The sequence below is a fragment of the Sphaerisporangium siamense genome (assembly GCF_014205275.1).
Taxonomy (GTDB): domain Bacteria; phylum Actinomycetota; class Actinomycetes; order Streptosporangiales; family Streptosporangiaceae; genus Sphaerisporangium; species Sphaerisporangium siamense.
In genome coordinates this window covers 8,136,979-8,160,566 of the sequence record NZ_JACHND010000001.1, presented here as the reverse complement: position 1 = coordinate 8,160,566, position 23,588 = coordinate 8,136,979, and the positions used below count along the sequence as shown (strand labels likewise).

The 23,588-nt window shown below is 72.4% G+C and carries 19 protein-coding genes; 9 read left to right on the top strand and 10 right to left on the bottom strand.

The features are described from left to right. Positions 1-30: 30 nt before the first annotated feature. Positions 31-990 (top strand): cation diffusion facilitator family transporter, encoded by a 960-nt coding sequence (locus tag BJ982_RS36825; protein ID WP_184887854.1) that lies wholly within the window; start codon positions 31-33, stop codon positions 988-990. Between the two features lie 50 nt (positions 991-1,040). Here the strand turns inward: BJ982_RS36825 and BJ982_RS36820 are convergent, their stop codons facing one another. Continuing rightward, positions 1,041-1,331, bottom strand: a complete 291-nt coding sequence (locus BJ982_RS36820; RefSeq protein WP_307784616.1) for a MerR family transcriptional regulator — start codon at positions 1,329-1,331, stop codon at positions 1,041-1,043. A gap of 156 nt (positions 1,332-1,487) precedes the next feature. Between BJ982_RS36820 and ahcY the strand changes: the two genes are divergently transcribed. From ahcY to BJ982_RS36785, 7 genes are all read left to right on the top strand, one after another. Further along, a complete protein-coding gene (gene ahcY, locus BJ982_RS36815; RefSeq protein WP_184887850.1) occupies positions 1,488-2,915 on the top strand; it encodes an adenosylhomocysteinase in 1,428 nt (475 codons plus the stop codon). A 107-nt stretch (positions 2,916-3,022) separates the two neighbouring features. Further along, positions 3,023-4,273, top strand: a complete 1,251-nt coding sequence (locus BJ982_RS36810) for an adenosylhomocysteinase (RefSeq protein WP_184887848.1) — start codon at positions 3,023-3,025, stop codon at positions 4,271-4,273. Positions 4,274-4,504: 231 nt separating this feature from the next. Continuing rightward, positions 4,505-6,322: an ABC transporter substrate-binding protein gene (locus tag BJ982_RS36805; protein WP_221482436.1), complete on the top strand. Its 1,818-nt coding sequence runs from the start codon at positions 4,505-4,507 to the stop codon at positions 6,320-6,322. A 106-nt stretch (positions 6,323-6,428) separates the two neighbouring features. Then, entirely contained in the window at positions 6,429-7,469 is a 1,041-nt protein-coding gene (locus tag BJ982_RS36800; RefSeq protein WP_184887846.1) for an ABC transporter ATP-binding protein, read from the top strand. Next, positions 7,456-8,499 carry an ABC transporter ATP-binding protein gene (locus BJ982_RS36795; protein ID WP_184887844.1) on the top strand — a complete coding sequence of 348 codons (1,044 nt, stop codon included), beginning with the start codon at positions 7,456-7,458 and terminating at the stop codon, positions 8,497-8,499. Before BJ982_RS36800 ends, BJ982_RS36795 begins: the two co-directional genes overlap by 14 nt. Continuing rightward, positions 8,496-9,491 (top strand): ABC transporter permease, encoded by a 996-nt coding sequence (locus BJ982_RS36790; RefSeq protein WP_203958851.1) that lies wholly within the window; start codon positions 8,496-8,498, stop codon positions 9,489-9,491. The genes BJ982_RS36795 and BJ982_RS36790 overlap by 4 nt, the downstream gene beginning before the upstream one ends. A 4-nt stretch (positions 9,492-9,495) precedes the next feature. Next, a complete protein-coding gene (locus BJ982_RS36785; RefSeq protein WP_239122694.1) occupies positions 9,496-10,458 on the top strand; it encodes an ABC transporter permease in 963 nt (320 codons plus the stop codon). Positions 10,459-10,619: 161 nt separating this feature from the next. Here the strand turns inward: BJ982_RS36785 and BJ982_RS36780 are convergent, their stop codons facing one another. After that, positions 10,620-11,552, bottom strand: a complete 933-nt coding sequence (locus BJ982_RS36780; protein ID WP_184887842.1) for an RDD family protein — start codon at positions 11,550-11,552, stop codon at positions 10,620-10,622. A gap of 37 nt (positions 11,553-11,589) precedes the next feature. On the opposite strand from BJ982_RS36780, the gene BJ982_RS36775 reads away from it, so the two are divergent. Then, entirely contained in the window at positions 11,590-12,579 is a 990-nt protein-coding gene (locus tag BJ982_RS36775) for a stage II sporulation protein M (protein ID WP_184887840.1), read from the top strand. Positions 12,580-12,636: 57 nt separating this feature from the next. On the opposite strand, the gene BJ982_RS36770 is transcribed toward BJ982_RS36775, so the two are convergent. The 8 genes from BJ982_RS36770 to BJ982_RS36735 all read right to left on the bottom strand — a co-directional run bounded on the left by BJ982_RS36770 (position 12,637) and on the right by BJ982_RS36735 (position 23,293). Then, on the bottom strand, positions 12,637-14,169 hold the full coding sequence (locus tag BJ982_RS36770; protein WP_184887838.1) for a discoidin domain-containing protein: 1,533 nt from the start codon (positions 14,167-14,169) through the stop codon (positions 12,637-12,639). A 267-nt stretch (positions 14,170-14,436) separates the two neighbouring features. Further along, a complete protein-coding gene (locus tag BJ982_RS36765) occupies positions 14,437-14,901 on the bottom strand; it encodes an NUDIX domain-containing protein (RefSeq protein WP_239122695.1) in 465 nt (154 codons plus the stop codon). A 79-nt stretch (positions 14,902-14,980) separates the two neighbouring features. Continuing rightward, a complete protein-coding gene (locus tag BJ982_RS36760) occupies positions 14,981-17,203 on the bottom strand; it encodes a M4 family metallopeptidase (protein WP_184887836.1) in 2,223 nt (740 codons plus the stop codon). Between the two features lie 247 nt (positions 17,204-17,450). After that, positions 17,451-18,839: a DUF58 domain-containing protein gene (locus BJ982_RS36755; RefSeq protein ID WP_184887834.1), complete on the bottom strand. Its 1,389-nt coding sequence runs from the start codon at positions 18,837-18,839 to the stop codon at positions 17,451-17,453. Beyond that, positions 18,839-19,984 carry an AAA family ATPase gene (locus BJ982_RS36750; protein WP_239122696.1) on the bottom strand — a complete coding sequence of 382 codons (1,146 nt, stop codon included), beginning with the start codon at positions 19,982-19,984 and terminating at the stop codon, positions 18,839-18,841. Before BJ982_RS36750 ends, BJ982_RS36755 begins: the two co-directional genes overlap by 1 nt. Beyond that, positions 19,981-21,189 carry a DUF4350 domain-containing protein gene (locus BJ982_RS36745; RefSeq protein ID WP_184887832.1) on the bottom strand — a complete coding sequence of 403 codons (1,209 nt, stop codon included), beginning with the start codon at positions 21,187-21,189 and terminating at the stop codon, positions 19,981-19,983. Before BJ982_RS36745 ends, BJ982_RS36750 begins: the two co-directional genes overlap by 4 nt. Next, a complete protein-coding gene (locus tag BJ982_RS40805) occupies positions 21,186-21,887 on the bottom strand; it encodes a DUF4129 domain-containing protein (RefSeq protein WP_239122697.1) in 702 nt (233 codons plus the stop codon). Before BJ982_RS40805 ends, BJ982_RS36745 begins: the two co-directional genes overlap by 4 nt. Beyond that, positions 21,884-23,293 carry a DUF7847 domain-containing protein gene (locus BJ982_RS36735; protein WP_184887830.1) on the bottom strand — a complete coding sequence of 470 codons (1,410 nt, stop codon included), beginning with the start codon at positions 23,291-23,293 and terminating at the stop codon, positions 21,884-21,886. The genes BJ982_RS40805 and BJ982_RS36735 overlap by 4 nt, the downstream gene beginning before the upstream one ends. Between the last annotated feature and the right edge of the window lie 295 nt (positions 23,294-23,588).

Sequence of the window (23,588 nt, the reverse complement as noted above, 5' to 3'; positions counted from 1 at the left end):
TATGTTCTGACGGATGGGTGGATACAGAGGGTGAGCGCGGGCGGCGGTACCAAGGCGATCATCGCGGCGTTGGGTGCCAACCTGGCGATCGCGGCGGCGAAGTTCGTGGCGTTCCTGTTCACAGGCTCATCCTCGATGCTCGCCGAGTCGGTTCACTCGGTGGCGGACTCGGGCAACCAGGCCCTGCTGCTGCTCGGCGGCAGGCGGGCGCGCAAGCGCGAGAACCGCAAGCATCCCTTCGGCTACGGCCGCGAGCGCTACTTCTACGCGTTCGTGGTGGCGGTCGTGCTGTTCACGATCGGCGCGGTGTTCTCGCTCTACGAGGGCTTCGAGAAGATCGCCAACCCGCACGCGGTCGAGTCGCCCGGCTGGGCCTTCGGCGTCCTGATCTTCGCGATCGTCGCGGAGGGCTTCTCCTTCCGCACCGCGATCAAGGAGGCCCGCCAGGTCAAGGGCGAGGAGTCCTGGTTCAGGTTCATCCGCCGCGCCAAGGCCCCCGAGCTGCCGGTGGTCCTCCTTGAGGATCTGGGCGCGCTGCTGGGCCTGGTCTTCGCGCTGTTCGGCGTCACGATGGCCGTGGTCACCGGCGAGGGCATGTGGGACGGCGTCGGCACGCTCATGATCGGCATCCTGCTGGCCGTCATCGCGGTGATCCTCGCGATCGAGACCAAGTCGCTGCTCATCGGCGAGAGCGCGACGCCGGAGGCCGAGCGGCAGATCTGCGAGGCCCTGGAGTCCAGCGAGCGCGTGACCAAGGTGATCCACCTGCGCACGCTGCACCTCGGCCCCGAGGAGCTGCTGGTCGCGGCCAAGATCGCCGTCGAGCACGACGACACCGCGGCCGAGGTCGCCAAGGGCATCGACGAGGCCGAGCGGCGCATCCGCGACGCCGTGCCGATCGCCCGGGTCATCTACCTGGAGCCCGATCTGTACCGGCCGGGCAAGGCGGAGCCGGCGCCCGCCGACTCCGCGCAGGCCGACCGTTCCTGAACTCCGGGGCACGCTTCCGCCGGGCGCCTTCCGCCCGGCGGGTATGCTGGTCACCGTCCCTGGCGGAGCAGCCGCAGAGCCTTCTCCTTCTCGAAGTCGAGGGCCCGGCGCGGCGCGTGGATGCGCCCGATCCGCAGGCCCAGCTCGCGCACGGCGTGCGCGACGGCGGGCTCGCTGAGCACGCGCAGCCCGAAGGCCAGCTCCGCGGGGGAGACGTCGAAGCGCCGCTCCAGGTCCATGGCCTGGGTGACGGCGGCGAGCTCGTCGGGCCCGTACCGGCGATGAGCCCCCTTGCTGCGGGTCGCGGGGAGAAGGCCGAGAGCCTCCCGGTATCGCAGCATTCGTGGAGACATACCCAGTCGTTTCGCCGCCTCAGTGATACGCACAGAGCTGATTCTCACATTCTTGTGTCAGGTTCGCAGTTCTGGGGCTGCATTGGGGCCTGACGGGCTCTTACACTCGCAGAGACGAATGATCCGGGTTGAGGAGAAGACACGATGGACTACAAGGTCGCGGACCTTTCGCTCGCCGACTTCGGTCGCAGGGAGATCCAGCTCGCCGAGCACGAGATGCCCGGCCTCATGGCGATCCGCCGCGAGTACGCCGCGTCGCGCCCGCTGGCCGGCGCGAAGATCATGGGCTCGCTGCACATGACCATCCAGACCGCCGTCCTGATCGAGACGCTGGTGGCTCTCGGCGCCGACGTCCGCTGGGTGAGCTGCAACATCTTCTCCACGCAGGATCACGCGGCCGCCGCGGTCGTGGTCGGCCCCGACGGCACCGTGGACGACCCCAAGGGCGTCCCGGTCTTCGCCTGGAAGGGCGAGACGCTGGAAGAGTACTGGTGGTGCACCGAGCGGGCCCTGAGCTGGCCCGGCGGCGGCGGCCCCAACATGATCCTCGACGACGGCGGCGACGCCACCCTGCTCGTCCACAAGGGCGCCGAGTACGAGAAGGCGGGCGCCGTCCCGACGGCCGCCGAGGACGACCCGGAGGAGTGGAAGATCATCCTCGACCTGCTCCGCCGCACGGTGACCTCCGAGGGCCGCTGGACCCGCGTCGCCGAGGCCATCAAGGGTGTCACCGAGGAGACCACCACCGGCGTCCACCGCCTGTACGAGATGTTCAAGAACGGCACGCTGCTCTTCCCGGCGATCAACGTCAACGACTCGGTCACCAAGTCGAAGTTCGACAACAAGTACGGCTGCCGCCACAGCGTCATCGACGGCCTCAACCGCGCCACCGACGTCCTCATCGGCGGCAAGGTGGCCGTGGTCTGCGGCTACGGCGACGTGGGCAAGGGCTGCGCCGACGCGCTGCGCGGCCAGGGCGCCCGCGTGATCGTCACCGAGATCGACCCGATCTGCGCCCTCCAGGCGGCCATGGACGGCTTCCAGGTCACCACCCTGGACGACGTCGTCGGCATCGCGGACATCTTCGTGACCACCACCGGCAACTTCGACATCATCACGGCCGACCACATGAGCCGGATGAAGCACCAGGCGATCGTCTCCAACATCGGCCACTTCGACAACGAGATCGACATGGCCGGCCTGGCGAAGCTGCCCGGCATCGTGAAGACCGAGGTCAAGCCGCAGGTCCACACCTGGACCTTCCCCGACGGGCACTCCATCATCGTGCTCGCCGAGGGCCGCCTCATGAACCTGGGCTGCGCCACCGGCCACCCCAGCTTCGTGATGTCCAACTCCTTCACCAACCAGGTGATCGCCCAGATCGAGCTGTTCACCAAGACCGAGCAGTACCCGATCGGCGTGTACGTCCTGCCCAAGCACCTGGACGAGAAGGTCGCCCGCCTGCACCTGGACGCGCTCGGCGTCAAGCTGACCACGCTCACCAAGGCGCAGGCCGAGTACATCGGCGTCGACGTCGAGGGCCCCTACAAGCCGGACCACTACCGCTACTGATCGGCGGCGCCGGCCGCCGAGGCCGGGCATCGAGGTCCCCGCGCCGGTTGGCGCGGGGACCTTTCGCCACATCGGGCACCACCGCACTACCGAAGGACGCGACGACAGTGGAAGCCGACGACGCGCAGCTCGCCGAGGCCGGGGAGCGCCGGATCGAGTGGGCCATGCGCGCGATGCCCGTGCTGCGCGCCGTCGGGGAGCGGTTCGCGGCGACCCGCCCGCTGGAGGGTCTGAGGATCGCGGCGTGCCTGCACGTCACGGCTGAGACCGCCGTGCTGATGGGGGCGCTCAGGGCCGGGGGCGCGGAGATCGCGCTCGCCGCCTCCAACCCGCTGTCCACCCAGGACGACGTGGCGGCGGCGCTGCGCGGTTACGAGGTGGACGTGCGGGCCCGCGCGGGGGTGGACCGCGACACCTACTACCGGCACATCAACGAGGCGCTCGACATCGCGCCGGACCTGGTGCTGGACGACGGCTGCGACCTGGTCAACACCCTGCACACCGAGCGCCTGGACCTGCTGGACGGGGTCGGCGGCGGCTGCGAGGAGACCACCACCGGCATCATCCGCCTGCGCCAGATGGCCGCGGAGCAGGCCCTGCGCTTCCCGGTGGTCGCGGTCAACGACACCCGCACCAAGCGCATGTTCGACAACAGGTACGGCACCGGCCAGTCCACCCTGGACGGCATCATGCGCGCCACCAACATGCTCATCGCCGGGCGCACGGTCGTCGTCGCCGGGTTCGGCTTCTGCGGGCGCGGCGTCGCCGAGCGGGCCAGGGGGCAGGGGGCGCGGGTCATCGTCACCGAGATCGACCCGGTGAAGGCCCTGGACGCCAGCCTGCAAGGGTACGAGGTGCTGCCCATGGAGCTGGCGGCCCGCGCCGGCGACCTGTTCATCACCGTCACCGGCAACCGCGACGTCATCCGGGCCGAGCACCTGGCCGAGATGCGCGACGGTGCCGTCCTGGCCAACGCCGGCCACTTCGACGTCGAGATCGACGTCCGCGCCCTGGAGGGCCTGGCCGAGGACGTCACCCGCGGGGTGCGGCCGCACACCGACGAGTACGTCCTGCCCGGCGGGCGGCGCCTGCTGCTGCTCGCCGAGGGCCGCCTGGTCAACCTGACGGCCGCCGAAGGGCATCCCGCGGCCGTCATGGACATGTCGTTCTCCGCGCAGGCGCTGGCCGTCGCCTGGCTGGCCGCCGAGCGCGCCCGCCTCGCGCCGGGCGTGTACGACGTGCCCGCGGACATCGACGCCGAGGTAGCCCGGCTCAAGCTGGCCGCGGCCGGCATCGCCATCGACGCCCTCACGCCCGCGCAGACGGACTACCTGCGTTCCTGGCGGCTCGGCTCCTGAGGCCGCCCGCGGCGCCGCCCGCCTCGGCGCGCGGAGCGCGTCTTCGCAGAACAGCGCGGCATTGACGGTATATGTCGCGATTCGCTGATGTTTCCGCACCGAACCGGCATCACTTGCGGATCGCGCCTCGCCAACGGTTGCGTAACCGCTCTCGACAGCGACCCCTCCGGAGTGGGTTCCTTCATGGTGACCGGCCACCACGGATACCCATTCTCGGCACGAGGAGGGAAGATGGCCAACAGGCGCCATCTCACCATCGCGGGTATGGCCGCGGCGATGTTGCTCGCCACGGCGTGTCAGACGGACAGCGGCGTCGCGGGCCCGAGCGGCCAGGCCACGCCGGAGCAGGCGGGCAAGCCCACCTCGGGCGGCACGCTGCGCCTGGTCGGAGGTGGTGACGTCGACCACCTCGACCCCACCAGCACCTACTACACGGTCACCAACGGCATCCTGCGCGCCTACGCCCGCCAGCTCTTCACGCTGCCGGCCACCAACGACGCCAAGAAGGCCCTGGAGATCATGCCGGACGTCGCCGCGGAGATCCCGACGACGGCCAACGGGGGCCTCAGCGCCGACCAGCTCACCTACACCATCAAGCTGCGGCCGGGCGTCCAGTGGGACACGACCCCGCCCCGGCAGGTCACCGCGCAGGACTTCGTCCGCGGCTTCAAGCGGATCTGCAACCCCGTGGCCGGCTCGGGCGCGCCGGGCTACTACACCAGCACGATCAAGGGGATGGCCGACTACTGCGCGGCCTACGCCAAGGCGTTCACGTCGGCCAAGCCGACGCCGCAGGGGCTGGCGGACTTCCAGAACTCCCGCGAGATCGAGGGCGTGACGGCCAAGGACGACCTGACCATCGTCTTCACGCTGACCCAGCCGGCGAGCGACTTCCTCAACATCCTGGCCCTGAACTTCTCCTCCGCGGCGCCGCAGGAGTACGACAGGTACGCCCCTGACGACGCACGGTTCCGGCAGAACGTGATCTCCAACGGCCCGTACAAGATCACCAAGTACGTGGCGACCAAGGAGATCCGGCTGGAGCGCAACCCGGCCTGGAAGCAGGAGACGGACCCGGTCCGGCACCAGTACGTCGACGCCATCGAGGTCAAGGAGAGCGTCACCGAGCCGGACGGCGTGCAGCAGCAACTGGAGGCCGGCACCGCCGACCTGTCGTGGGACCTGCCGGTCCCGACCGCGCAGCTTCCCCGCCTCACCAGCTCGGGCGACCCCAACTTCAAGATCTTCCCCGGCGCGGTCACCAACCCCTACCTCGTCTTCAACCTGCAGAGCGGGAACGAGAACGGCGCGATGGGCAAGCTCAAGGTGCGCCAGGCCATCGAGTACGCCATCAGCAAGACCGCCATCAACAAGATCTACGGGGGCAAGGAGCTCAACACGCCGCTGCACACCGTCATCCCGCCCGGCAACATCGGCTATCAGGAGTACGACCCGTACCCGACGCCCGGCGACAACGGCGACCCGGCCAAGTGCAAGACGCTGCTGGCCGAGGCGGGCTATCCCAACGGGCTGACGCTGACCGGCGCCTTCCGCAACGCGGGCAACCACCCGGCGGTGTTCCAGTCCTACGCCGCCGACCTGAAGAAGTGCGGCATCACGGTCAAGGGCTCGCCGATCCGGCAGGGCGACTTCTACGCCTACCTGCAAACGCCGTCCAACGCTAAGGCGAGCAAGTGGGACATCTCGGCGCCGGGCTGGATCCCGGACTGGTACGGCAACAACGGCCGGGCGATCATCCAGCCGCTGTTCCAGACCAACTGCTCCTCGGGCACCAGCAACTACGGCTGCTACAGCAACCCCAAGGTCGACGCCCTGATCAAGCAGGCGCTGACCGCGCCCGACCAGGCCGCGGCGGCCGGGCTGTGGCACCAGGTGGACCAGCAGGTGATGGCCGACGCCGTCATCGTGCCCTTCCAGAACCAGAACTACCCGATCTACCACTCCAAGCGGGTCAAGAACGCCCTCTACCTGACGGCGTTCCAGTTCTACGACGTCACCAACCTGTGGCTGGACCCGCCGAGCCCATGACCGGCCGGGCGTGACCCCGCCCCTCCCGCCGCGCACCCCGCGACGAGGAGGGGCGGCGAGCGGTGCACGGACCTGTGAGCGACGACCACGGACGAAGGACCGGTGGATGAGCCTTCTAGAGGTGAAAGATCTCACGGTCGGTTTCCCGACCGCGGACGGCCTGGTGCAGGCCGTCCGCGGGCTGTCGTTCAGCGTCGACCCCGGACGGACGCTGGCGATCGTCGGGGAGTCCGGCAGCGGCAAGACCGTGAGCACGCAGGCGATCCTCGGCCTGCTGCCGGAGGCCGACATCTCGGGCAGCGTGCTGTTCGAGGGCGTGGATCTGCTGGCGCTGGACGAGGAGCGGCTGCGGCGGATCCGCGGCGCCGAGATCAGCGTGATCTTCCAGGACCCGCTGACCAGCCTCCACCCGCTCTACAAGGTCGGCTGGCAGATCGCCGAGCTGATCCACGTCCACGACGCGAGCGTCGGCCGCGCGCAGGCCCGCCGCCGCGCGGTCGAGCTGCTCGGGCTCGTCGGCATCCCCAAGCCCGAGCGCCGGGTGGACGACTACCCGCACCAGTTCTCCGGCGGCATGCGCCAGCGCGCCATGATCGCGATGGCGCTCGCGCTCAACCCCAAGCTCGTCGTCGCGGACGAGCCCACCACCGCCCTGGACGCGACCGTCCAGGCGCAGATCCTGGAGCTGATCACCCGGCTCCAGCGCGAGTTCGACATCGCCCTGGTGCTGATCACCCACGACCTCGGCGTGGTCGCGGGCGTCGCCGACGAGGTGATGGTGATGTACGCCGGCCTCCCGGTCGAGCGCGCCGACCGGCGCACGCTCTACTACCGGCCGCACCACCCCTACACCAAGGGCCTGCTGGAGTCGATCCCCGGCAGCACGGGCGCCCGCGAGGGCCGGCTCAGGCCGATCCCCGGGCAGCCGCCGAGCATGATCGCGGTCCCGGCCGGGTGCGCGTTCCACCCCCGCTGCCGGTACGCCATGCCGGTCTGCGCGGCCGAGCGCCCGCCCCTCGCCCGGGTCACCGGCGACGGCGACCACGCCTCGGCCTGCTGGCTGCCCCACCAGGCCATCGGCCACGACCAGGAGGCCGAGGCGGCACGGCTGCGCGCGGCGGAGGCGAGTCCCAGTGAACGTCCCTGAACCCACCACCCCGCCGAACCTTCTCGAAGTGGACGAGCTGGTCAAGCACTTCCCGATCAACGAGGGCGCGGTGCTCCGCCGCACCGTGGGCCAGGTCCACGCCGTGGACGGGGTCAGCCTGACGCTGGCGCCCGGCGAGACGCTGGGCCTGGTCGGGGAGACCGGCTGCGGCAAGTCGACGCTGGCCCGCTGCGTCGCCGGCCTGCACCCGGTGACGTCCGGCAGGGTCGTCTTCGACGGCCGGGACATCACCGACCTCTCCCGCAAGGAGATGCGGGCCGTGCGCAAGGACATCCAGGTGATCTTCCAGGATCCGTACGGCTCGCTGAACCCGCGCAGGCGCGTCGGCTCGATCATCGCCGACCCCCTGGTCATCCACGGCGTCGGCACCCCGCGCGAGCGGCGGCGCGCCGTCGGCGAGCTGATGGAGCGGGTCGGGCTGAACCCCGAGCACTACAACCGCTTCCCCGCGGAGTTCTCCGGAGGCCAGCGCCAGCGCATCGGCGTCGCCCGCGCCCTGGCGCTGCGCCCCCGGCTGATCATCTGCGACGAGCCGGTGTCCGCGCTGGACGTGTCGATCCAGGCGCAGATCCTCAACCTGCTGAAGGACCTCCAGGACGACTTCGGCCTGACCTACCTGTTCATCGCGCACGACCTGTCGGTGGTCCGGCACGTCAGCGACAGGATCGCGGTCATGTACCTCGGCAGGGTCGTGGAGCTGGCCGAGGCCGACGAGCTGTACGAGGCGCCGCGCCACCCGTACGCCGGCGCGCTGCTGTCGGCGACGGCCGTGGCCGACCCCGACGTCGCCGACCGCCGCACCCGCGTCGTCCTCACCGGCGACGTGCCCTCGCCGATCAACCCCCCGGCCGGCTGCCGCTTCCACCCGCGCTGCCCGAGGGCCCAGGAGGTGTGCGCGAGCACGCAACCCCCGCTGGAGGGCGGCGCGCACCTCACCGCCTGCCATTTCCCGCTCGAAGGACCCGCCCCCGGCCCCGGCCCGCGCGGCGGCGAAGGGGAGGCCCGGTGACGCTCACCGAGATGCGCCCGGACTCGGTGCCAGGGAAGACCATCGCGGGACGCGGCCCGTGGGCGCTGGCCTGGGCCCGCATCCGCACCGACCGGGTCGCGCTGACCTCGGCCGTCGTGGTCGTGGTCCTGCTGGTGCTCGCCGCGGCGGCGCCGCTCGTCGCGCAGTGGAGCGGCCACGCCCCCGACGACCAGTTCCGCGACATCGGCATCACCGACCAGGGGCTGCCCGTGCCGCCGAACGGCACCTTCTGGTTCGGCACCGACCGCCTCGGCCGCGACCTGTTCGTCCGCGTCCTGTACGGCGCCCGGGTCTCGCTGATGGTGGGCGTGCTGTCCACGGTGCTCGCCGCGGCGCTCGGCGTCGCGGTGGGCCTGCTCGCCGGGTTCTACGGCGGCGTGGTCGACACGCTGCTGTCGCGGCTCATGGACGTCGTGCTGTCCTTCCCGTACCTGATCTTCGCGATCGCGGTCGTCTCGATCGCCGGGCCGTCGCTGACCGCGACGATCGGGGTGATCGCCTTCTATTCCTGGGCGGCGATCGCCAGGATCGTCCGGGGACAGACCCTGTCGATCAAGGAGCGGGAGTACATCGAGGCCGCGCGGTCGCTCGGCGCGAGCGACACGCGGATCATGTTCATCGACATCCTGCCGAACCTGCTGGCCCCGGTCATCGTGCTGGTCACGCTGCTGATCCCGGCCGCCATCGTCTTCGAGTCCACGCTGTCCTACCTTGGGCTCGGCATCACCCCGCCCACCCCCTCGTGGGGCAACCTGCTCAGCGAGGCGCAGGGCTTCTACCGCGTCGCCTGGTGGTACCTGACCTTCCCCGCGGGCGCCCTGCTGCTCACCACGCTCGCGTTCAACCTGCTCGGGGACGGCATCCGCGACGCGATCGACCCCAGGACCGAGCGGCTGTTCAGCAGGCGCCGCGGCATCGTCCGCAAGAAGGCCGGGCGCCGGGCCGCCCGCGCCACCACCACGGAGGGCTGAGGCGATGTTGCGGCGCTTTCTCATCCGCCGGGTGCTGCTCGGCCTGGTCGTGCTCTGGCTGGTCACGCTCGGCACGTTCTTCATGTTCTTCGTGGCCCCCGGCGACCCGGCGCGCACGCTCGCGGGCCGTCAGGCCACGCCCGAGCAGGTCGAGATGATCCGGCGCGACCTCGGCCTCGACCAGCCGATCCTCGTGCAGTACGGCGAGTACATGGGCCGCCTGGTGCGCGGCGACCTCGGCAAGTCGTACTTCAACGGCGAGTCGGTGGGCACGCTGGTCGCAGGCGACCTGCCGCCGACGATGTCGCTGGTGCTCGGCGGCGCCGTCCTGTGGTTCGTCGCGGGCGTCAGCCTCGGCGTGCTGAGCGCCACCCGGGCCAGATCGCCGCTCGACAGGCTCATGACGTTCCTGGCCCTGGCCGGGGTGTCGATGCCGACGTTCGTCATCGGCCTATTGTTGCTCTACCTGCTGTTCTTCCAGCTCACCAAGGCCGGGGCGCCGATCTTCCCGCCCGACTCCTACGTCCCCTTCTCCGAGGACCCGGCGGAGTGGGCCCGCCACCTGATCCTGCCGTGGGTCACGCTCGCCACCGTGCAGGCCGCCACCTACCTGCGGCTCACCCGGGGCTCCATGCTGGACGTCCTCGGCGAGGACTACATCCGCACCGCCCGCGCCAAGGGCGTCCCCGAACGGCGGGTGATCGTCCGGCACGGCCTGCGCTCGGCGCTGACCCCGGTCGTGTCGCAGCTCGGCGTGGACGTCGGCACGCTCATCGGGGGTGTGGTGGTCACCGAGTCGGTCTTCGGGCTCGGCGGGGTCGGGCAGGCGGTCGTCCAGGCGTTCGTCAGCAGCGACCTGCCGGTCATCATGGGAGTCGTGCTGATCACGGCCTCCGCCGTGGTGGTCGCCAACCTGCTCGTGGACCTGGCGTACGCGCTGCTGGACGCGCGGGTGCGGCTCGGCTGAGCAGGGAGTGCGGGGAAAGGGCGGGTGGGTATGGCCGGCGCGACCTCTCCCTCGCGCGCCGGGCCATACCCGTTCCCACGTAGCGAACCAATGCCCCAGTGGCTCGCTGGACGTCCCTCTGCCCGGCATTGCCATATGTATGCGCGGGCTTGGCGAAAAATCTATGCGGGGGGCTGGAAACCACCCGGCGTCGCGGACGTCCGCGCAGGTGAGGCGGCGAAGACCGGCGGCGGGAAAGGGACGGGAATTCCGGTCGGCGGCGTGAGCGGAGGGGGCGCCGGGGGCACGGCCGGGAACGCCGTGGCGTACGGGACGGCCGGCGCGGCGCCGTGGCGGGTGGAGTACCCCTGGATCTGGCGCGCCAGCCGGGCCTCCGTGCGGCGGCGCCGCTCGGCCAGGACGGCGGCGAGGTAGGCCCACGGCGGCGCGTTCGGCGGCGGGGGCGGGGAGACGAACGCGGCGAACCGGGCGACGATCCGCGCGCCCATCTCGTGCCGCACCATCGGGGACAGCTCGGTGAACCGCGACAGATACTGCCGCGCCGTGGTCGCCAGCCCCTCCGGCAGCCGCGAGAGCTCCAGCGTCGTCGCCCACGCGGCCAGCGCGGGCGGCATCTCGGGCGGAGGGGCCTGGCGCGGCCCCCGCTCGGCGATCACGATGGTGCCCGAGAAGACGTCCCCCAGCCGTTTGCCGCGCTCGGAGATCAGCGAGCAGATGAGCGCGGGGGCCCCGAACAGCAGCCAGAACTCGACGAGCCCGGAGAGCCCGCGGAACAGGGCCTGGCGGAACCGCTCGGGCCCGCCGTCGTCGCTGACGACCCGCAGCCCGAGGGCCAGCTTGCCGAGGCTGCGGCCCCGGGTGAGCGTCTCGAAGAGCACCGGGTAGCCGACGACGACCAGCGCGCCGAGCAGGATGCCGAACGCGGTGGCCAGAGCCTCCTCGGCGATGAACGTGACCATGCTCAGCAGCAGGCCGACGCCGAAGACGCCCGCGAACTGCACCACCATGTCGATCATGAGCGCCAGCGCGCGGCTCGGAAGCTGCGCGACCCGGACCTCGACGACGACGGCCTCGCCGGTCACGACATCTGCCACGCCCCCACCCTATCCGCCGGGCCAATAGGCTTTTCGCGTGGACATCGATGCCTTCGTCGCCGCGCACAAGCCCACGTGGGACCGCCTGGAGGCCCTGGTGCGGCACCGGGGCTCGCTGACCGGCCCTGAGGTGGACGAGCTGGTCGACCTCTACCAGCGGGTGGCGACCCATCTGTCCATCGTCAGGTCCGGGTCCGACCCTCTGCTGGTCGGCCGCCTGTCGGCGCTGGTCGCGCGGGCGCGCTCGGCGGTGACCGGGGCGCACACCCCCGCCTGGCGCGAGTTCGCCCGGTTCTTCACCGTGTCCTTCCCGGTGGTGGCCTACCGCGGCCGCTGGTGGTGGCTCGGCACGTCCGTGGCCTTCCTCGCGGTGTCGGCGGTCCTCGCCGTGTGGGTGGCGCGCAACCCCGAGGTCCAGGCCGCCGTCGCCGGGCCCGAGCAGATCCGGCAGCTCGTCGAGCACGACTTCGCCGACTACTACTCCGAGCATCCCGCGGCCGCCTTCGCCGGGCAGGTGTGGATCAACAACGCCTGGGTGTCCATGCAGGTCATCGCCATGTCCGTCCTGCTCGGCCTCCCGATTCCCTACATTCTCTGGCAGAACGCCGCGAACGTCGGCGTCTCCGCCGGGCTCATGGCCTCCCGCGACCGGCTCGACGTCTTCTTCGGCCTCATCACCCCGCACGGCCTGCTCGAACTCACCGCCGTCTTCCTCGCCGCGGCCGCCGGCATGCGCCTCGGCTGGAGCGTCATCGACCCCGGGCCGCGCAGGCGCGCCGAGGCGCTGGCCGAGCAGGGCCGGGCCGTGGTGAGCGTCGCGCTCGGGCTGGTCGTGGTGCTGCTGGTGTCCGGCCTGATCGAGGCGCTGGTGACGCCGTCCTCGCTGCCGACCTGGGCGCGCGTCGGCATCGGCGTCGTGGCGGAGGCGGCCTTCCTCGCCTACGTCGTCTACTTCGGGCGCCGCGCCCTGCGCGCGGGGGAGAGCGGCGACCTGGAACGCGCCCCCGACGTCGCGCCGTCGACCTGAGCCGGCCCGCCGGACCCGCGTGCCCGGCCGCGTGTTCCCGCGGCCGGGCGGCGGCCGTCAGGGGGTGAGGGGGATGTTGGTCAGGCCCCTGCCTCCGGTGGAGAAGTTGGAGGCGTGGACGACGTTCGGGGCGTTCCTGGACACGCACGCGGGCTGGTTGTTCACGAAGATCGCGTAACCGGTCGCCGTGCCCAGGGTGAAGGTGTTGGAGCGGAAGACGTTGCCGCAGCCGTAGGGGGAGTAGACGGTCTGGACGCGCGCGCCCTCGGTGTAGGGGTTCACGCCGGTGTTGGACTCGACGAGGTAGCCGTCGCCCTTGACGTCCAGCCAGCTGTCCCCGGAGTTGACGTTCTTCTGCCCGGCGCCGTCGAAGCGGTTGCCGCGGATCACGCCGCCGCTCGTTCCCTCCTTGACGTCGACCGACTCGGCGGTGACGTTCGGGCCGATGGTGTTGTCCAGCACCTGGACGTTGTCGCTGCGGTCGACGCCGTCCGGCCCGCCGAAGCACGCCCAGTTGCCGTTGGCCGAGCCGATGTAGACGCCCTCGCCGTAGCCGGGCTGCACCAGGCCGGTGTCGGTCACCGTGGAATTCTTGATCACGCCGTCCGCGCTGCCCTTGCGGAAGTGCACGCCCTCGTCCTGGATGTGGTGGACGTACACGCCGTCGATCACCGTGTTCCTGGCGCCGTCCATGACGATGCCCTTCTTGGAGTCGCGCACGGTGAAGCCGGACAGGTTCCAGTGGCTCGCCCCGTTGACGTGCAGGCCGTAGCCGAGGTGCCCGCTCGGGCAGCCTCCGGTTCCGCCGCCGGTCAGGTCGTTCTCGATGATCGCGTTTCGTGAGCCGGTGAGCGTGATGCGCCCGCCGGCGGTGCCGGACGCCGTGATCACGAATTCGTCGTGGTAGACGCCGTCGGCCATCGCGATCGTGTCGCCGGGCCGTGCGCCGGCCAGGGCGGACTTCAGCTCGGCCGGGGTGGAGACGCGCACCGTGCGGCCCGCGCCCGTCGGGGTCGGGGTGGGCGTGGGCGTCCGGGTCGGGGTCGGGGTGGGCGTCGGCGCGGCCGGGCCGTACAGTTCCAGCTCGTTGACCGTGAAGCCGCTGGTCCCCGCGTACTGGCTCAGGTAGAGCTGCAGGTAACGGCTGTAGACGTCCACGGCGACCTCGTCGGTGCCGCCGTCGAGGCCGGTGCCGTCCTGGAACGTCGACCAGCTTGAGCCGTTGGCCGACTTGCGGAACTTGTAGGAGGTGCCGTACCCGCCGCCCCACTTCACCACGATGCGGGTGACGCGCTGAGCGACCCCGAGGTCGACCGTGAGCCAGGCGGGCTTGACCGTCGCCGACTGCCACGCCGTGGTCGCGTCGCAGTCGACGGCGCGGGCGGCGGTGGCGGCGTTGGCGGAGGCGGTGATCGGCTTGCCGCAGGCCAGGTTCACGACGTCCGCCGAGGAGGCGGCGGAGGCCGGTCCGGTCCCGGTGGATCGGACGGCCGCCGCGTCCGAGGCGCGGATCGCGGCGTTCGTGGCGAAGAGTGCGGTGGCGGCGAGGGAGACGGCCGTCAGGACGGCCGCCCTTCGGTGCGTGGGCATGGTGACGGAGGCCCTTCGGGGAAGGTCCGGCCGCCGGAGCGGCGCCGTCGAACGCTCCGGGACGCGGGCGTGGGGGGTGACCGCGCGGGTTGACCTGAAAAGTAGCCTCTTTGGGCAATTCAGGTCAATATGGTGAATTCTGTTCACATACCTGAACGGCGTCCCGGACTCCTGGGCCGGGCCGTACGGGGTGTCGCCCGAGCAGGGCGAACGTGAACGCGGGCCTGCGGCCGTGGCCCTCTCGTCCTCGGGGCCGTCGGCGTCGGCTCACTCGGCGACGACGCGGCCGGTGTGGATCAGGGCGCGGTGCTCCGGCTGGAGCTCGCCCGGGAGGTCGCCGGGGTGGAACCAGCCTCCGTCAAGGATCTCCAGGGCGTTCAGCCGCAGCGTGCCGCCGATCGGCTCGGCCTCGAACGCCACCTCCATCCGGAGCTGGAAACCGCTCTTCAGATGCCTGAGCCCGTGGACCCGCACCTCCAGGCCGGTCTCCTCGCGCACCTCGCGGGCGAAGGTGTCCTCGAACGTCTCGCCCTTGTTCGCGTACCCGCTGGGCAGGCCCCACTGCCGTCCCTCGGGCCAGAACCGGTGCTTGAGCAGCAGCACCCTGCCGTCCCCGTCCCGCACGACGCCGGTCACCCCGACCATGAACTTCGCGTGCCGCAGCCACAGCACCCGCCACTGCACCGACCCCGACATGCCACGCCAAGCCCGCGCCAGGAACCTCTTCAGCATGCTCCCATCCTGGCCGAAGCGGCCCGGCGTGGTGATCAGGTCGGCGGAAGCCGTCGCGGGACGGGGCCGGCCACGCGCGTCAGACGGTCACGCTCCAGCTCTCCAGGACGCCGGTGTCCTTGCGGTAGTCGTCGGAGACCTCCAAGGTCCAGGTGCCGGCCGCCTGCTGGGTGACCGGCACCAGGTACGCGCGGACGCCGAACGGCGTGCAGGACGCGGTGCCGCTGGCGACCAGCGTGTAGGGCGGACCGTCCGGTCCGCGCAGGCGGATCGCCAGGTCCGCGGCGCAGGGATGGGCGATGCTGACGATCACTTGGACCGGGGAGACGGCGTTTCCGGTGGCGGTCGAGGTGACCGAGCTGGAGATCGTCGCGTTGTCGGGGATCGGGTGGTCGGTGTCGTCGCGGAACGTCCGCTCTTCGAAGGCGCTCGAGACCACCACGGCGTAGGCCACGGTGTGGGTGGCGGTGGGCCCCGTACCCTTGATCGCCACGAGGTGGTCGCCCTCGGGCGTGGCGCCCGAGGCGGCGATGGTCAGCGACGCGGAGCCGCCCGAGGCGACGGACGTGGGTGTGAACGTCGCGGTCATCCCGCTCGGCAGGCCGGACGCGGTCAGGGCGACCGTCTGCGGCGGGCCCGTGACGGTCTGCGTGGCGATGGTGAGGCTGACCGAGCCGCCAGGGTGGACGTACCCGGAGGCCGGGAGCGGCACCATCGAGAAGTCCGGCGGTATGTAGGTGCACTGGGGCTCGCCGTACTGGGCCGGGACGCCGATCCCGGTCCACGCGTTCCGGGTGGCGGCGCATTCGGGGCTGCCGGCGCCGTAGAGCTGGGCGGCCGCGATCAGGGAGACCTTGCGGACGTCGTAGTAGCGCCAGGTGGAGGTCTTCCGCTGCAGCGCGCCCATGAAGATCTTGCCGGCCTTCTGGACGCCGATCCCCGTCAGCTTGGGGAGCGTGCTGGAACAGAGGGGGCTGGAGGGCTTGCCCCCGCCCGGGTCGGAGCCTTCGGCGAGCAGGTAGAACCAGTGGCTCAGCGGACCGCCGGCCTGGTGCGGCCTGGTCCAGTCGATCGAGGAGGAGTAGCAGTTGTAGTAGCCCGTCAGCGAAGGGTTGTACATGTACTCCATCGGGCCGCGTCCCTCAAGGTCGACCCCTTCCCCCACCACGTAGTCCGGCGGGTCGGTGGCGTTCGCGGCATAGTGCTCGGTCAGGGCGCCGAAGATGTCGCCGGTGCCCTCGTTGAGGGCGGGGACCTCCAAGCCCGTGCCCGTGTTCCCGGGGGTGAAGTGGAAGACCGCGTGGCCGTACTCGTGCGCCACGATGTCCATGGAGGTGAGCTGGCGCTGCTTCCTCGCGTTGTGGCCGAAGGCGGCGTAGGCGCCGGCCCAGTACGCGTTCAGGTCGTTCAGACCGACCCGTGCGGGGAAGCCGTGGCCCGCGCCGTCGAAGCCGTTGAAGGCCAGCCAGTCGCGCAGCATGTCGTACATGCGCTGCATCCCGTACAGGGCGTCCACGCAGGCGGTCTCCAGGTTGGCGGCCTGCCCGTCGCCCCAGTCGTCGTCGGACCCGGCGTAGGCGGTGCCGTTCTGTCCGCCGCACTGCACGCCCGGGCGGAGCGGGTCGGCCATCCGGTACGTGCCGCCGGAGCCGGACGTCTGGATGACGACCTGGCCGTTGTAGTAGCCGGTGCCGGTGCCGGCGTGGACCTCGTCCCGGGATCCGGCGATCTCGCCGGTGCGGGCGTCCACGTACACGTGCTGGACGCTGGGCCGGCCGGAGGCGATGCCCGCCACCGTCGCCTCCCAGGCCAGGCGCGCCCCGGACCCCTGGTTCAGCACGACCAGGTGCGGGGACGCGGTGTCGTCCACGCGGTCCAGGCGTGTCCTGGCGGCGGCCAGGGCCTTCTCGGCGGACACGGTGGGCGTGGTGGGCACGCCGGTGGTGGGCCCGGAGGCCGCGATGGTCTCGCGGACGCCTCCGGCCGAGTCCACGACCACGACCGCGTCGCCGCCGATCACGGGCAGGCCCTTGTAGGTGCGCTCGTAGGCGGCGTAGTAGAGGCCGCCCGCACCAGGGGTGATCTTGGTGCGGTGCCAGACCTCGTCCGCACCCGTGCGCAGGTGGTCCAGCCGGCCGGCGGCCGCCTGGTCCGCCGCCCGCGTGGCGAGGGTGAGCGGGTCGGCGGACAGGGGCCGGGCGGCGGCCCCGGGCGGGGGCTTCGCCGCGGCCGATGTCGCGGGCGTCACGGATGTCGCGAGGGCCAGGCCGAGGGCCGCCGCGAACAAGGCTTTGCGCCTCATGCGCGTTCCTTTCCGTACCGCCCGCCGCCGGGGACGCGGGGCGGCGGACCACGCCGCGCAGGGACGTCGCGGCCGACGGCGTGCGGAGGATCGTGGGGGGTGACGAGACAGCGCTTGTTCGCGACGCTAGGTGCCGGACCGGGTCCTGACTATCCGTAGCGACATCCGTACACCTACCGGAAAATGGCCACGAAGCAGGGAGAACGGCCCTGAGGAGCGGGACACGCCGCCGACCGTCCTCCTGACGCTAGAGGCGGCCGGCGGCTTTGAGGGCGAGGTAGGCGTCGGCCAGGGTGGGGGCGAGGGTGTCGGGGGTGGCGTCCACGACCTCGCAGCCATGGCGGCGCAGGCGGGCCGTGAGGCGGGCGCGCTCGCCGCGCAGGTGCTCGGCCGCCGCCGCGTCGTACACCAGCTCCGGCGTGCCCCGGCCCGCGGCCATCTCCGCCACCCGCGGGTCGGCCACGGCGGCCACGAGCACGAGGTGGCGCGCGGTGAGCCGCGGCAGGACCGGCAGCAGGCCCTGCTCCATGGCGGCGGGGTTGAGGTCGGTCATCAGCACGACCAGGCAGCGCCGCCCGGCCCTGGCCATGATCGTCGCGACCATGCGCTCGGAGTCGGCCTCGACCAGCTCGGGTTCGAGCGGGGCCATCACGTTGACCAGCGCCGACAGCGAGCCGGTCCGCGAGGCGCCCGACGTCCAGGCGCGCGTGGCCCGGTCGTGGGCGAGGAAGTCGACGCGGTCGCCCGCGCGGGTGGCGAGCGCGGCCAGCAGCAGGGCGGCGTCCATCGACCAGTCCAGCGGCGGCCACCCGGCGGCGCCCCGCCCGGAGGCGCCGGCACCCGTGCCGCCGTGGGCCGGGGCGGCGGCGCTCGCACTGGTGGCGGGCGGGGCGAGGGGGGAGACGCCGACGCGGCCGGCGGAGGTGCGCCCGGTGTCCAGCACGATCAGGACGCGCCGGTCCCGCTCCGGACGCCAGGTCCTCACGACGACGTCCGACCGCCGCGCCGTGGCGCGCCAGTCGATCGACCGCACGTCGTCGCCGACCACGTACTCGCGCAGGGAGTCGAACTCGGTGCCCTGCCCGCGCACCAGCGCCGGGTGCGTCCCTTCGAGTTCGCGCAGCTTCGCCAGCTTGGCGGGCAGGTGCTTGCGGCTGAGGAACGGCGGCAGCACGCGCACCTTCCAGGGCACCACGTGCGAGCCCTGGCGCGCGGCCACCCCGAGCGGGCCGAGCGAGCGCACGGTCACCTTGACGGCCTCGCGGTCGCCGCGCCGCGACGGGGTGAGCGTCGTGACCAGACGGCGGCGCTCACCCGCGGGGACGTCCACGCGCAGGTGGCGCGGGTGCGCGCCCGCGGAAGGCGGCCAGGCGTCCCGCAGCGCCCCCCGCACGCGGCGGCGTCCGGGGTTCTCCACGATCAGCTCGACGGCCACGGACTCGCCGAGGCGCACGAGCCGCGCCCCGCCGCGCCGGAAGCGCAGCGGGCGCACGCCGCCCGCGAACAGCAGGTCCACCACGACCAGCGCGGCGAGCAGCAGCAGGAGGCCGAGCACCGCGTAGCCCGGCCGCGGCGCGAAGTACACGGCGATCGCGCCGAGCGCGGCGATCAGCCCGGCGCGGCCGGTCAGCGCCATCAGCGGGGTACCGGGACCGACGCCAGGATGCCGTCCAGCAGGCCGTCGGAGGTGGCCCCCTCCAGTTCGGCCTCGGGACGGAGCTGCACGCGGTGCCGCAGCGCCGGCTTGGCGAGCGCCTTCACGTCGTCGGGGGTGACGTAGTCGCGCCCCGACAGCCAGGCCCAGGCGCGGGCCGCCGCGAGCAGGGCGGTCGCGCCGCGCGGGGAGACCCCGAGCTGCAGCGAGGGCGACATGCGGGTCGCCCGGGCCAGGTCGACGACGTACGCGAGCACCTCGGGCGCGACGTGCAGCTTGGCGACCCGCGCGCGGCCCGCCGCCAGGTCCGCGCCGGAGGCGACCTGCCTGATGTGCGACAGATCCTTGGGGTCGAAGCCGAGCGCGTGGCGTTCGAGCACCGCGATCTCCTGGTCGCGCGGCGGCAGCGGGACCGTCAGCTTCAGCAGGAACCGGTCGAGCTGGGCTTCGGGAAGCTGGTAGGTGCCCTCGTACTCGATCGGGTTCTGCGTGGCGATCACCACAAAGGGGTCGGGCAGCTTGACGGGCGAGCCGTCCACGCTGACCTGGCGTTCCTCCATGGCCTCCAGCAGCGCGGCCTGCGTCTTGGGCGGCGTGCGGTTGATCTCGTCGGCCAGCAGCAGGTTGGCGAAGATCGGGCCCTCGCGGAAGGCGAACTCGGCGGTCTTGGCGTCGTACACCAGCGACCCGGTGACGTCACCGGGCATCAGGTCGGGCGTGAACTGGACCCGCTTGAAGTCCAGGGCCAAGGTGGCGGCCAGCGTGCGCACCAGCAGGGTCTTGGCCACGCCCGGCACGCCTTCCAGCAGCACGTGCCCCCGGCACAGCAGGGCGATGACCAGGCCGGTCACCACGGCGTCCTGCCCGACGACGGCCTTGGCGACCTCGGCGCGCAGCGCCCCGAGTGCGTCCCGCGCCGGGTCGGCCTCGACGGCCGGCGCGGCGCCGTACGGCTGGACGGGCGCGGGCGGCTGGGCGGGCCCCTGAAGGGGCGGGCCGGAGGGGGCCGGGGCGGACGGCGGAGCCGCGGGAGGCCCGCCGGGCCCCTCCGGGGGCCGCTGCCCCGGCGAGACGGTGGGCCGGTCGGGCGAAGCGCTCGGTGGGCCTCCGGGCGGAGGTGTGGTCACGACTCTCGTACCTGCCTTTCCAAGGTGTCGAGCTGGCCCGCCAGGGCGACCAGCGCGGCGTCGTCGGCCGGCACCGGCCCGTACATGACCGAACGGACCCAGGCCGCGTCCTGTCCCGACTTCAGGGCGGTCGCGGCGACGATCTCCTCCGGGGTGGCGTCCCCGGTCAGCCCCAGCCTCGGCGTCAGGCGCGCCGCGCAGGCCGCCCGCAGCGTGGCGGCGGCGCGGTCGCGCGCGCGGCGGGCCCGGTACAGGCGGCCGCGTCCCTCGACGGTCTCGGCGGCGCGCACGACCACGGGCAGCCGCTCGACCACCACGGGCCCGAGCCTGCGGCCCCGCCACAGCGCCACGACCAGCACCGCGACGAGGAGCTGGACCAGCGCCCAGACCACCCCGGCGGGGATCAGGTCGCCGGGCGAGGCGTTCCCCGAGCCGGGGGCGGACGCGGGCCTGTCGCCGGGGACCAGCCAGATCAGCACCGGCTTGGTCCCCGCCAGGTTGACCGCGAGCGCGGCGTTGCCGTCCTCGGCGAGCCGCTGGTTGGTCATGAACGCGCCGTCGCCCACCACCGTCACCGTCGGGGCGCCGCTGCCGAACACGCGCACCAGGCTCACCCCCTCGGCGCCGGGGTAGCAGCCGACGGCGCCGCCGGGCGGGGTGCGGAACGTCACGCCGCCCATGTAGGCGCTGCCCGCGCGGACGGCGGCGGGCAGCTCGCAGGCCGGCTCCCGCGAACGGGGCGATGCCTCGCCGGTGGTCTCCAGGCCCGGGGCCAGCGTGGGCAGCGCCGGGTCGGCGCCGACGACCAGACGGTCGGCGCGCGTCCGGGCGAGCCGGCGGTGCTCGTCGGAGGTGAGCCACCAGGTGCCGGACACCAGGAGCTGGCTTTCTGTCCCGTCGAGGCGTTCGACCTCCTCGACGGTGGAGACCCGCTCGACGCGGACGCCCTGGCCGGCCAGGAGCCGGGCGAGCGCCTTGCCGCCGGAGAGCGTGGTGTCGGTGGGATCGAGCCGCCCGCTCTCGCCCGAACCGCCCACGATCAGCGCGGTCACCACGGCGACGGCGAGCACGATCACGCCGAGCGCCACCGCGCCCCGCGCGCCGCGCCACAGGCCCCGCGCCGTCGGCGAGACGGCGGCGGAGCCGCTCGTGGGCACCGCGGCGGGGTCGCTCGTGGCCGGGGGCGGAGGAGCGGTCACGGTCATGGGGCGGCCGTCCGGGGCGGCGCGCCGGCGTGCGCCTGTCCCGCGAGCGCGGCGGGCCTGGCGGCGCGCAGGTCCTCGTCCAGGGTCGTCATCGTCGCGTAGCCCTCCGGCGATCCGTGGCGCTGCCCGTAGGTGACGTCGTCGAACAGCCGCGCGGCCCCGGTCAGCCGTCCCGCGAACGCGGGCAGCTCGGCGCCCGCGGCCTCCGCCAGCTCGTCGGCCGTGCGGCCCGGCTGGGGCGCGACGATCGCCCGGTGCTCCAGGTCGCGGGCGATGGCGCGCAGCCGTTCGCGGATGGCCTCCGCCCAGCGGGACTCCCCAGCCAGCCGCTCGGCCTCGCGCCGGTGCTCGTCGGCGGTGCGTTCGCGCGTCCCGAACAGGCCCTCGGCCACCCGCCGGCCGCTGGTGGCCTTCCGCGCCTGCCAGGCGATCAGGCCGATCAGCGCGGCGATGAGCAGGATGATGAGGGCGAGCGCCGTGAGGCCGCCCGGCACGCCGCCGGGCGCCTGGTCGAGCAGGCCGTCGAAGAATTCCCTGACGAGCCTGACCAGGCGCTCCAGCAGCGATTCCTGCTGGTACTCGGGCCTCACGAGCTCTTCGAACGCCCTGCGGCGCGCCTCGTCGCGGCCGATGTCGTCGAAGATCGCGAAGGAGGCGTGCGCGAGGATGCTCGCGGAGATGGTCACGGAGATGGTCACAGCCCTCCGGGGCCGCCCGGGGCGTAGGGATGGTGGCGGGGGTCCTGGGGATGGTACCCGCCCGCGTGGCCCGCCGCGTGGGAAGGATGCCACAGGTCGTCGGCGGCCGGGGACACCCACCCCTGGCGGTACTGCTCGGTCGCCGCGGTGCGCAGCACGAGGTCGAACGCCTCGGCGCGCATCCGCCTGTCGGTGTAGAGCAGGCCGTTGACGCCCGCCTGCAGCGGATAGGTGATCATCGAGGTGAGGATGCCGCCGATGATGAGCAGGATCGTCGTGAGCACCGTGGCGATCAGGGTGTCGCGGCCGGTGAAGGCGACCAGCATGGTCAGCACGTTGACGGGCACCGACAGGATGCCGCCGATCAGCATGGTGAGGATCATGGTGAGGACCAGGATGCCGAGCGTGCGCCAGAAGGCGCCGCGGACCAGCCCCCAGGACCGCCGGATCGCCTCGGTCACGCCGCGGCCCTCCAGGACCACCGCGGCCGGGGCCAGCGCGAGGCGCGTGGTCATGATCACCGCGTAGACCAGGTAGCCGAGGCCGAGGATCAACCCGGCGAACACGACCGCCTCCAGGGACGCGCCCGCCGTCGCGAGGGCCACCAGCAGCACGACCACGATCGCCAGGGGGGCCATCACGATCAGCGCGGTCAGGAGGGCGAGGCCGAGCAGCGCCGGCAGCCTCGGCCGGGTCAGCCGCCAGGCCTCGCCGATGGTGATGCGCCCGCCGAAGACCGCGCGGCCGAGAATGCGCGTGAGCACGCCGGTCAGCATCGTGACCAGGAAGAACTGCATGATGTACGAGAGGACGCCGCCGCCCGCCTGCGCGATCACGCCACCGACCGGCGCGTCGGAACCGTAGCCGAGCGACGAAGGGTCGGCGAGCACACCGCCGAGCGCGTTGAAGTAGATCGCCTGGCCGATCGCCAGGGGAAGCGTGCCGATCGCCGCGGCGATGGCCGACAGGCCGAGCGTGGCCTTCGGGTTCGACCGGATCAGCTTGATCGTGCCGTCCAGGATGTCGCCGAGGCCCAGGGGGCGCAGCGGGATGATGCCGGGGCGCGGCGCGGCCGGGGGCGGCATCTGACCGCCCTGCCCGTACGCCGAGTAGCCGGACTGCTGCTGCCCGTACTGCTGGCCGTACGCCTGCCCGCCGTGCTGCTGTCCGTGCTGGTACTGCCCCTGGCCGTACTGCCCTTGGTCCTGCTGCCCCGGCGGGGGCGCGTACGCCTGGCCGTCCTGGGGAGGGGCGCCCTGACCTGAGGGGACCTGCCACGCCTGGTCGGCGGGGGGCGTGTCGCCGGGTGACGTCCACGGCGCGCCGGCCTGGCCGCGGTACGGCGGAGGCTGGTTCTGTGCCCAGCCTCCGGGGGTGCTGGACGCGGAGCCGTGACCGTCTGACATATCCCAATCCTGGCATGTCGCACGGCTCTCCGGGGTTCTGACCGCACTGATCACGTCGGGGGGATGGCCGAATACGACCCGCTTGACGCAGACTTGGGGGAGGGGCCCGCGCTCCCGCCTCACGCCACATGGCAAGCTCATCGAGCCAGATCATTGGCGGGTTGCGTAACGTGCGCCTAAAATTCAGCCTTTGGTGACGCCAATGTTCGACCGTTTATCGCCCGGCGCCGACGCACGGGTAGCCTTCGGTCGGTCTAACCGCTTTCGCCGCAACCTTCTCGAACCTGTGCAGAAC

Bases quoted from the DNA above. Each gene is read 5' to 3' on its own strand.
- BJ982_RS36820 (WP_307784616.1), bottom strand. From the start codon at position 1,331: ATGCTGCGATACCGGGAGGCTCTCGGCCTTCTCCCCGCGACCCGCAGC.
- ahcY (WP_184887850.1), top strand. From the start codon at position 1,488: ATGGACTACAAGGTCGCGGACCTTTCGCTCGCCGACTTCGGTCGCAGG.
- BJ982_RS36805 (WP_221482436.1), top strand. From the start codon at position 4,505: ATGGCCAACAGGCGCCATCTCACCATCGCGGGTATGGCCGCGGCGATG.
- BJ982_RS36800 (WP_184887846.1), top strand. From the start codon at position 6,429: ATGAGCCTTCTAGAGGTGAAAGATCTCACGGTCGGTTTCCCGACCGCG.
- BJ982_RS36785 (WP_239122694.1), top strand. From the start codon at position 9,496: ATGTTGCGGCGCTTTCTCATCCGCCGGGTGCTGCTCGGCCTGGTCGTG.
- BJ982_RS36770 (WP_184887838.1), bottom strand. From the start codon at position 14,169: ATGCCCACGCACCGAAGGGCGGCCGTCCTGACGGCCGTCTCCCTCGCC.
- BJ982_RS36765 (WP_239122695.1), bottom strand. From the start codon at position 14,901: ATGCTGAAGAGGTTCCTGGCGCGGGCTTGGCGTGGCATGTCGGGGTCG.
- BJ982_RS36760 (WP_184887836.1), bottom strand. From the start codon at position 17,203: ATGAGGCGCAAAGCCTTGTTCGCGGCGGCCCTCGGCCTGGCCCTCGCG.
- BJ982_RS36755 (WP_184887834.1), bottom strand. From the start codon at position 18,839: ATGGCGCTGACCGGCCGCGCCGGGCTGATCGCCGCGCTCGGCGCGATC.
- BJ982_RS36745 (WP_184887832.1), bottom strand. From the start codon at position 21,189: ATGACCGTGACCGCTCCTCCGCCCCCGGCCACGAGCGACCCCGCCGCG.
- BJ982_RS36735 (WP_184887830.1), bottom strand. From the start codon at position 23,293: ATGTCAGACGGTCACGGCTCCGCGTCCAGCACCCCCGGAGGCTGGGCA.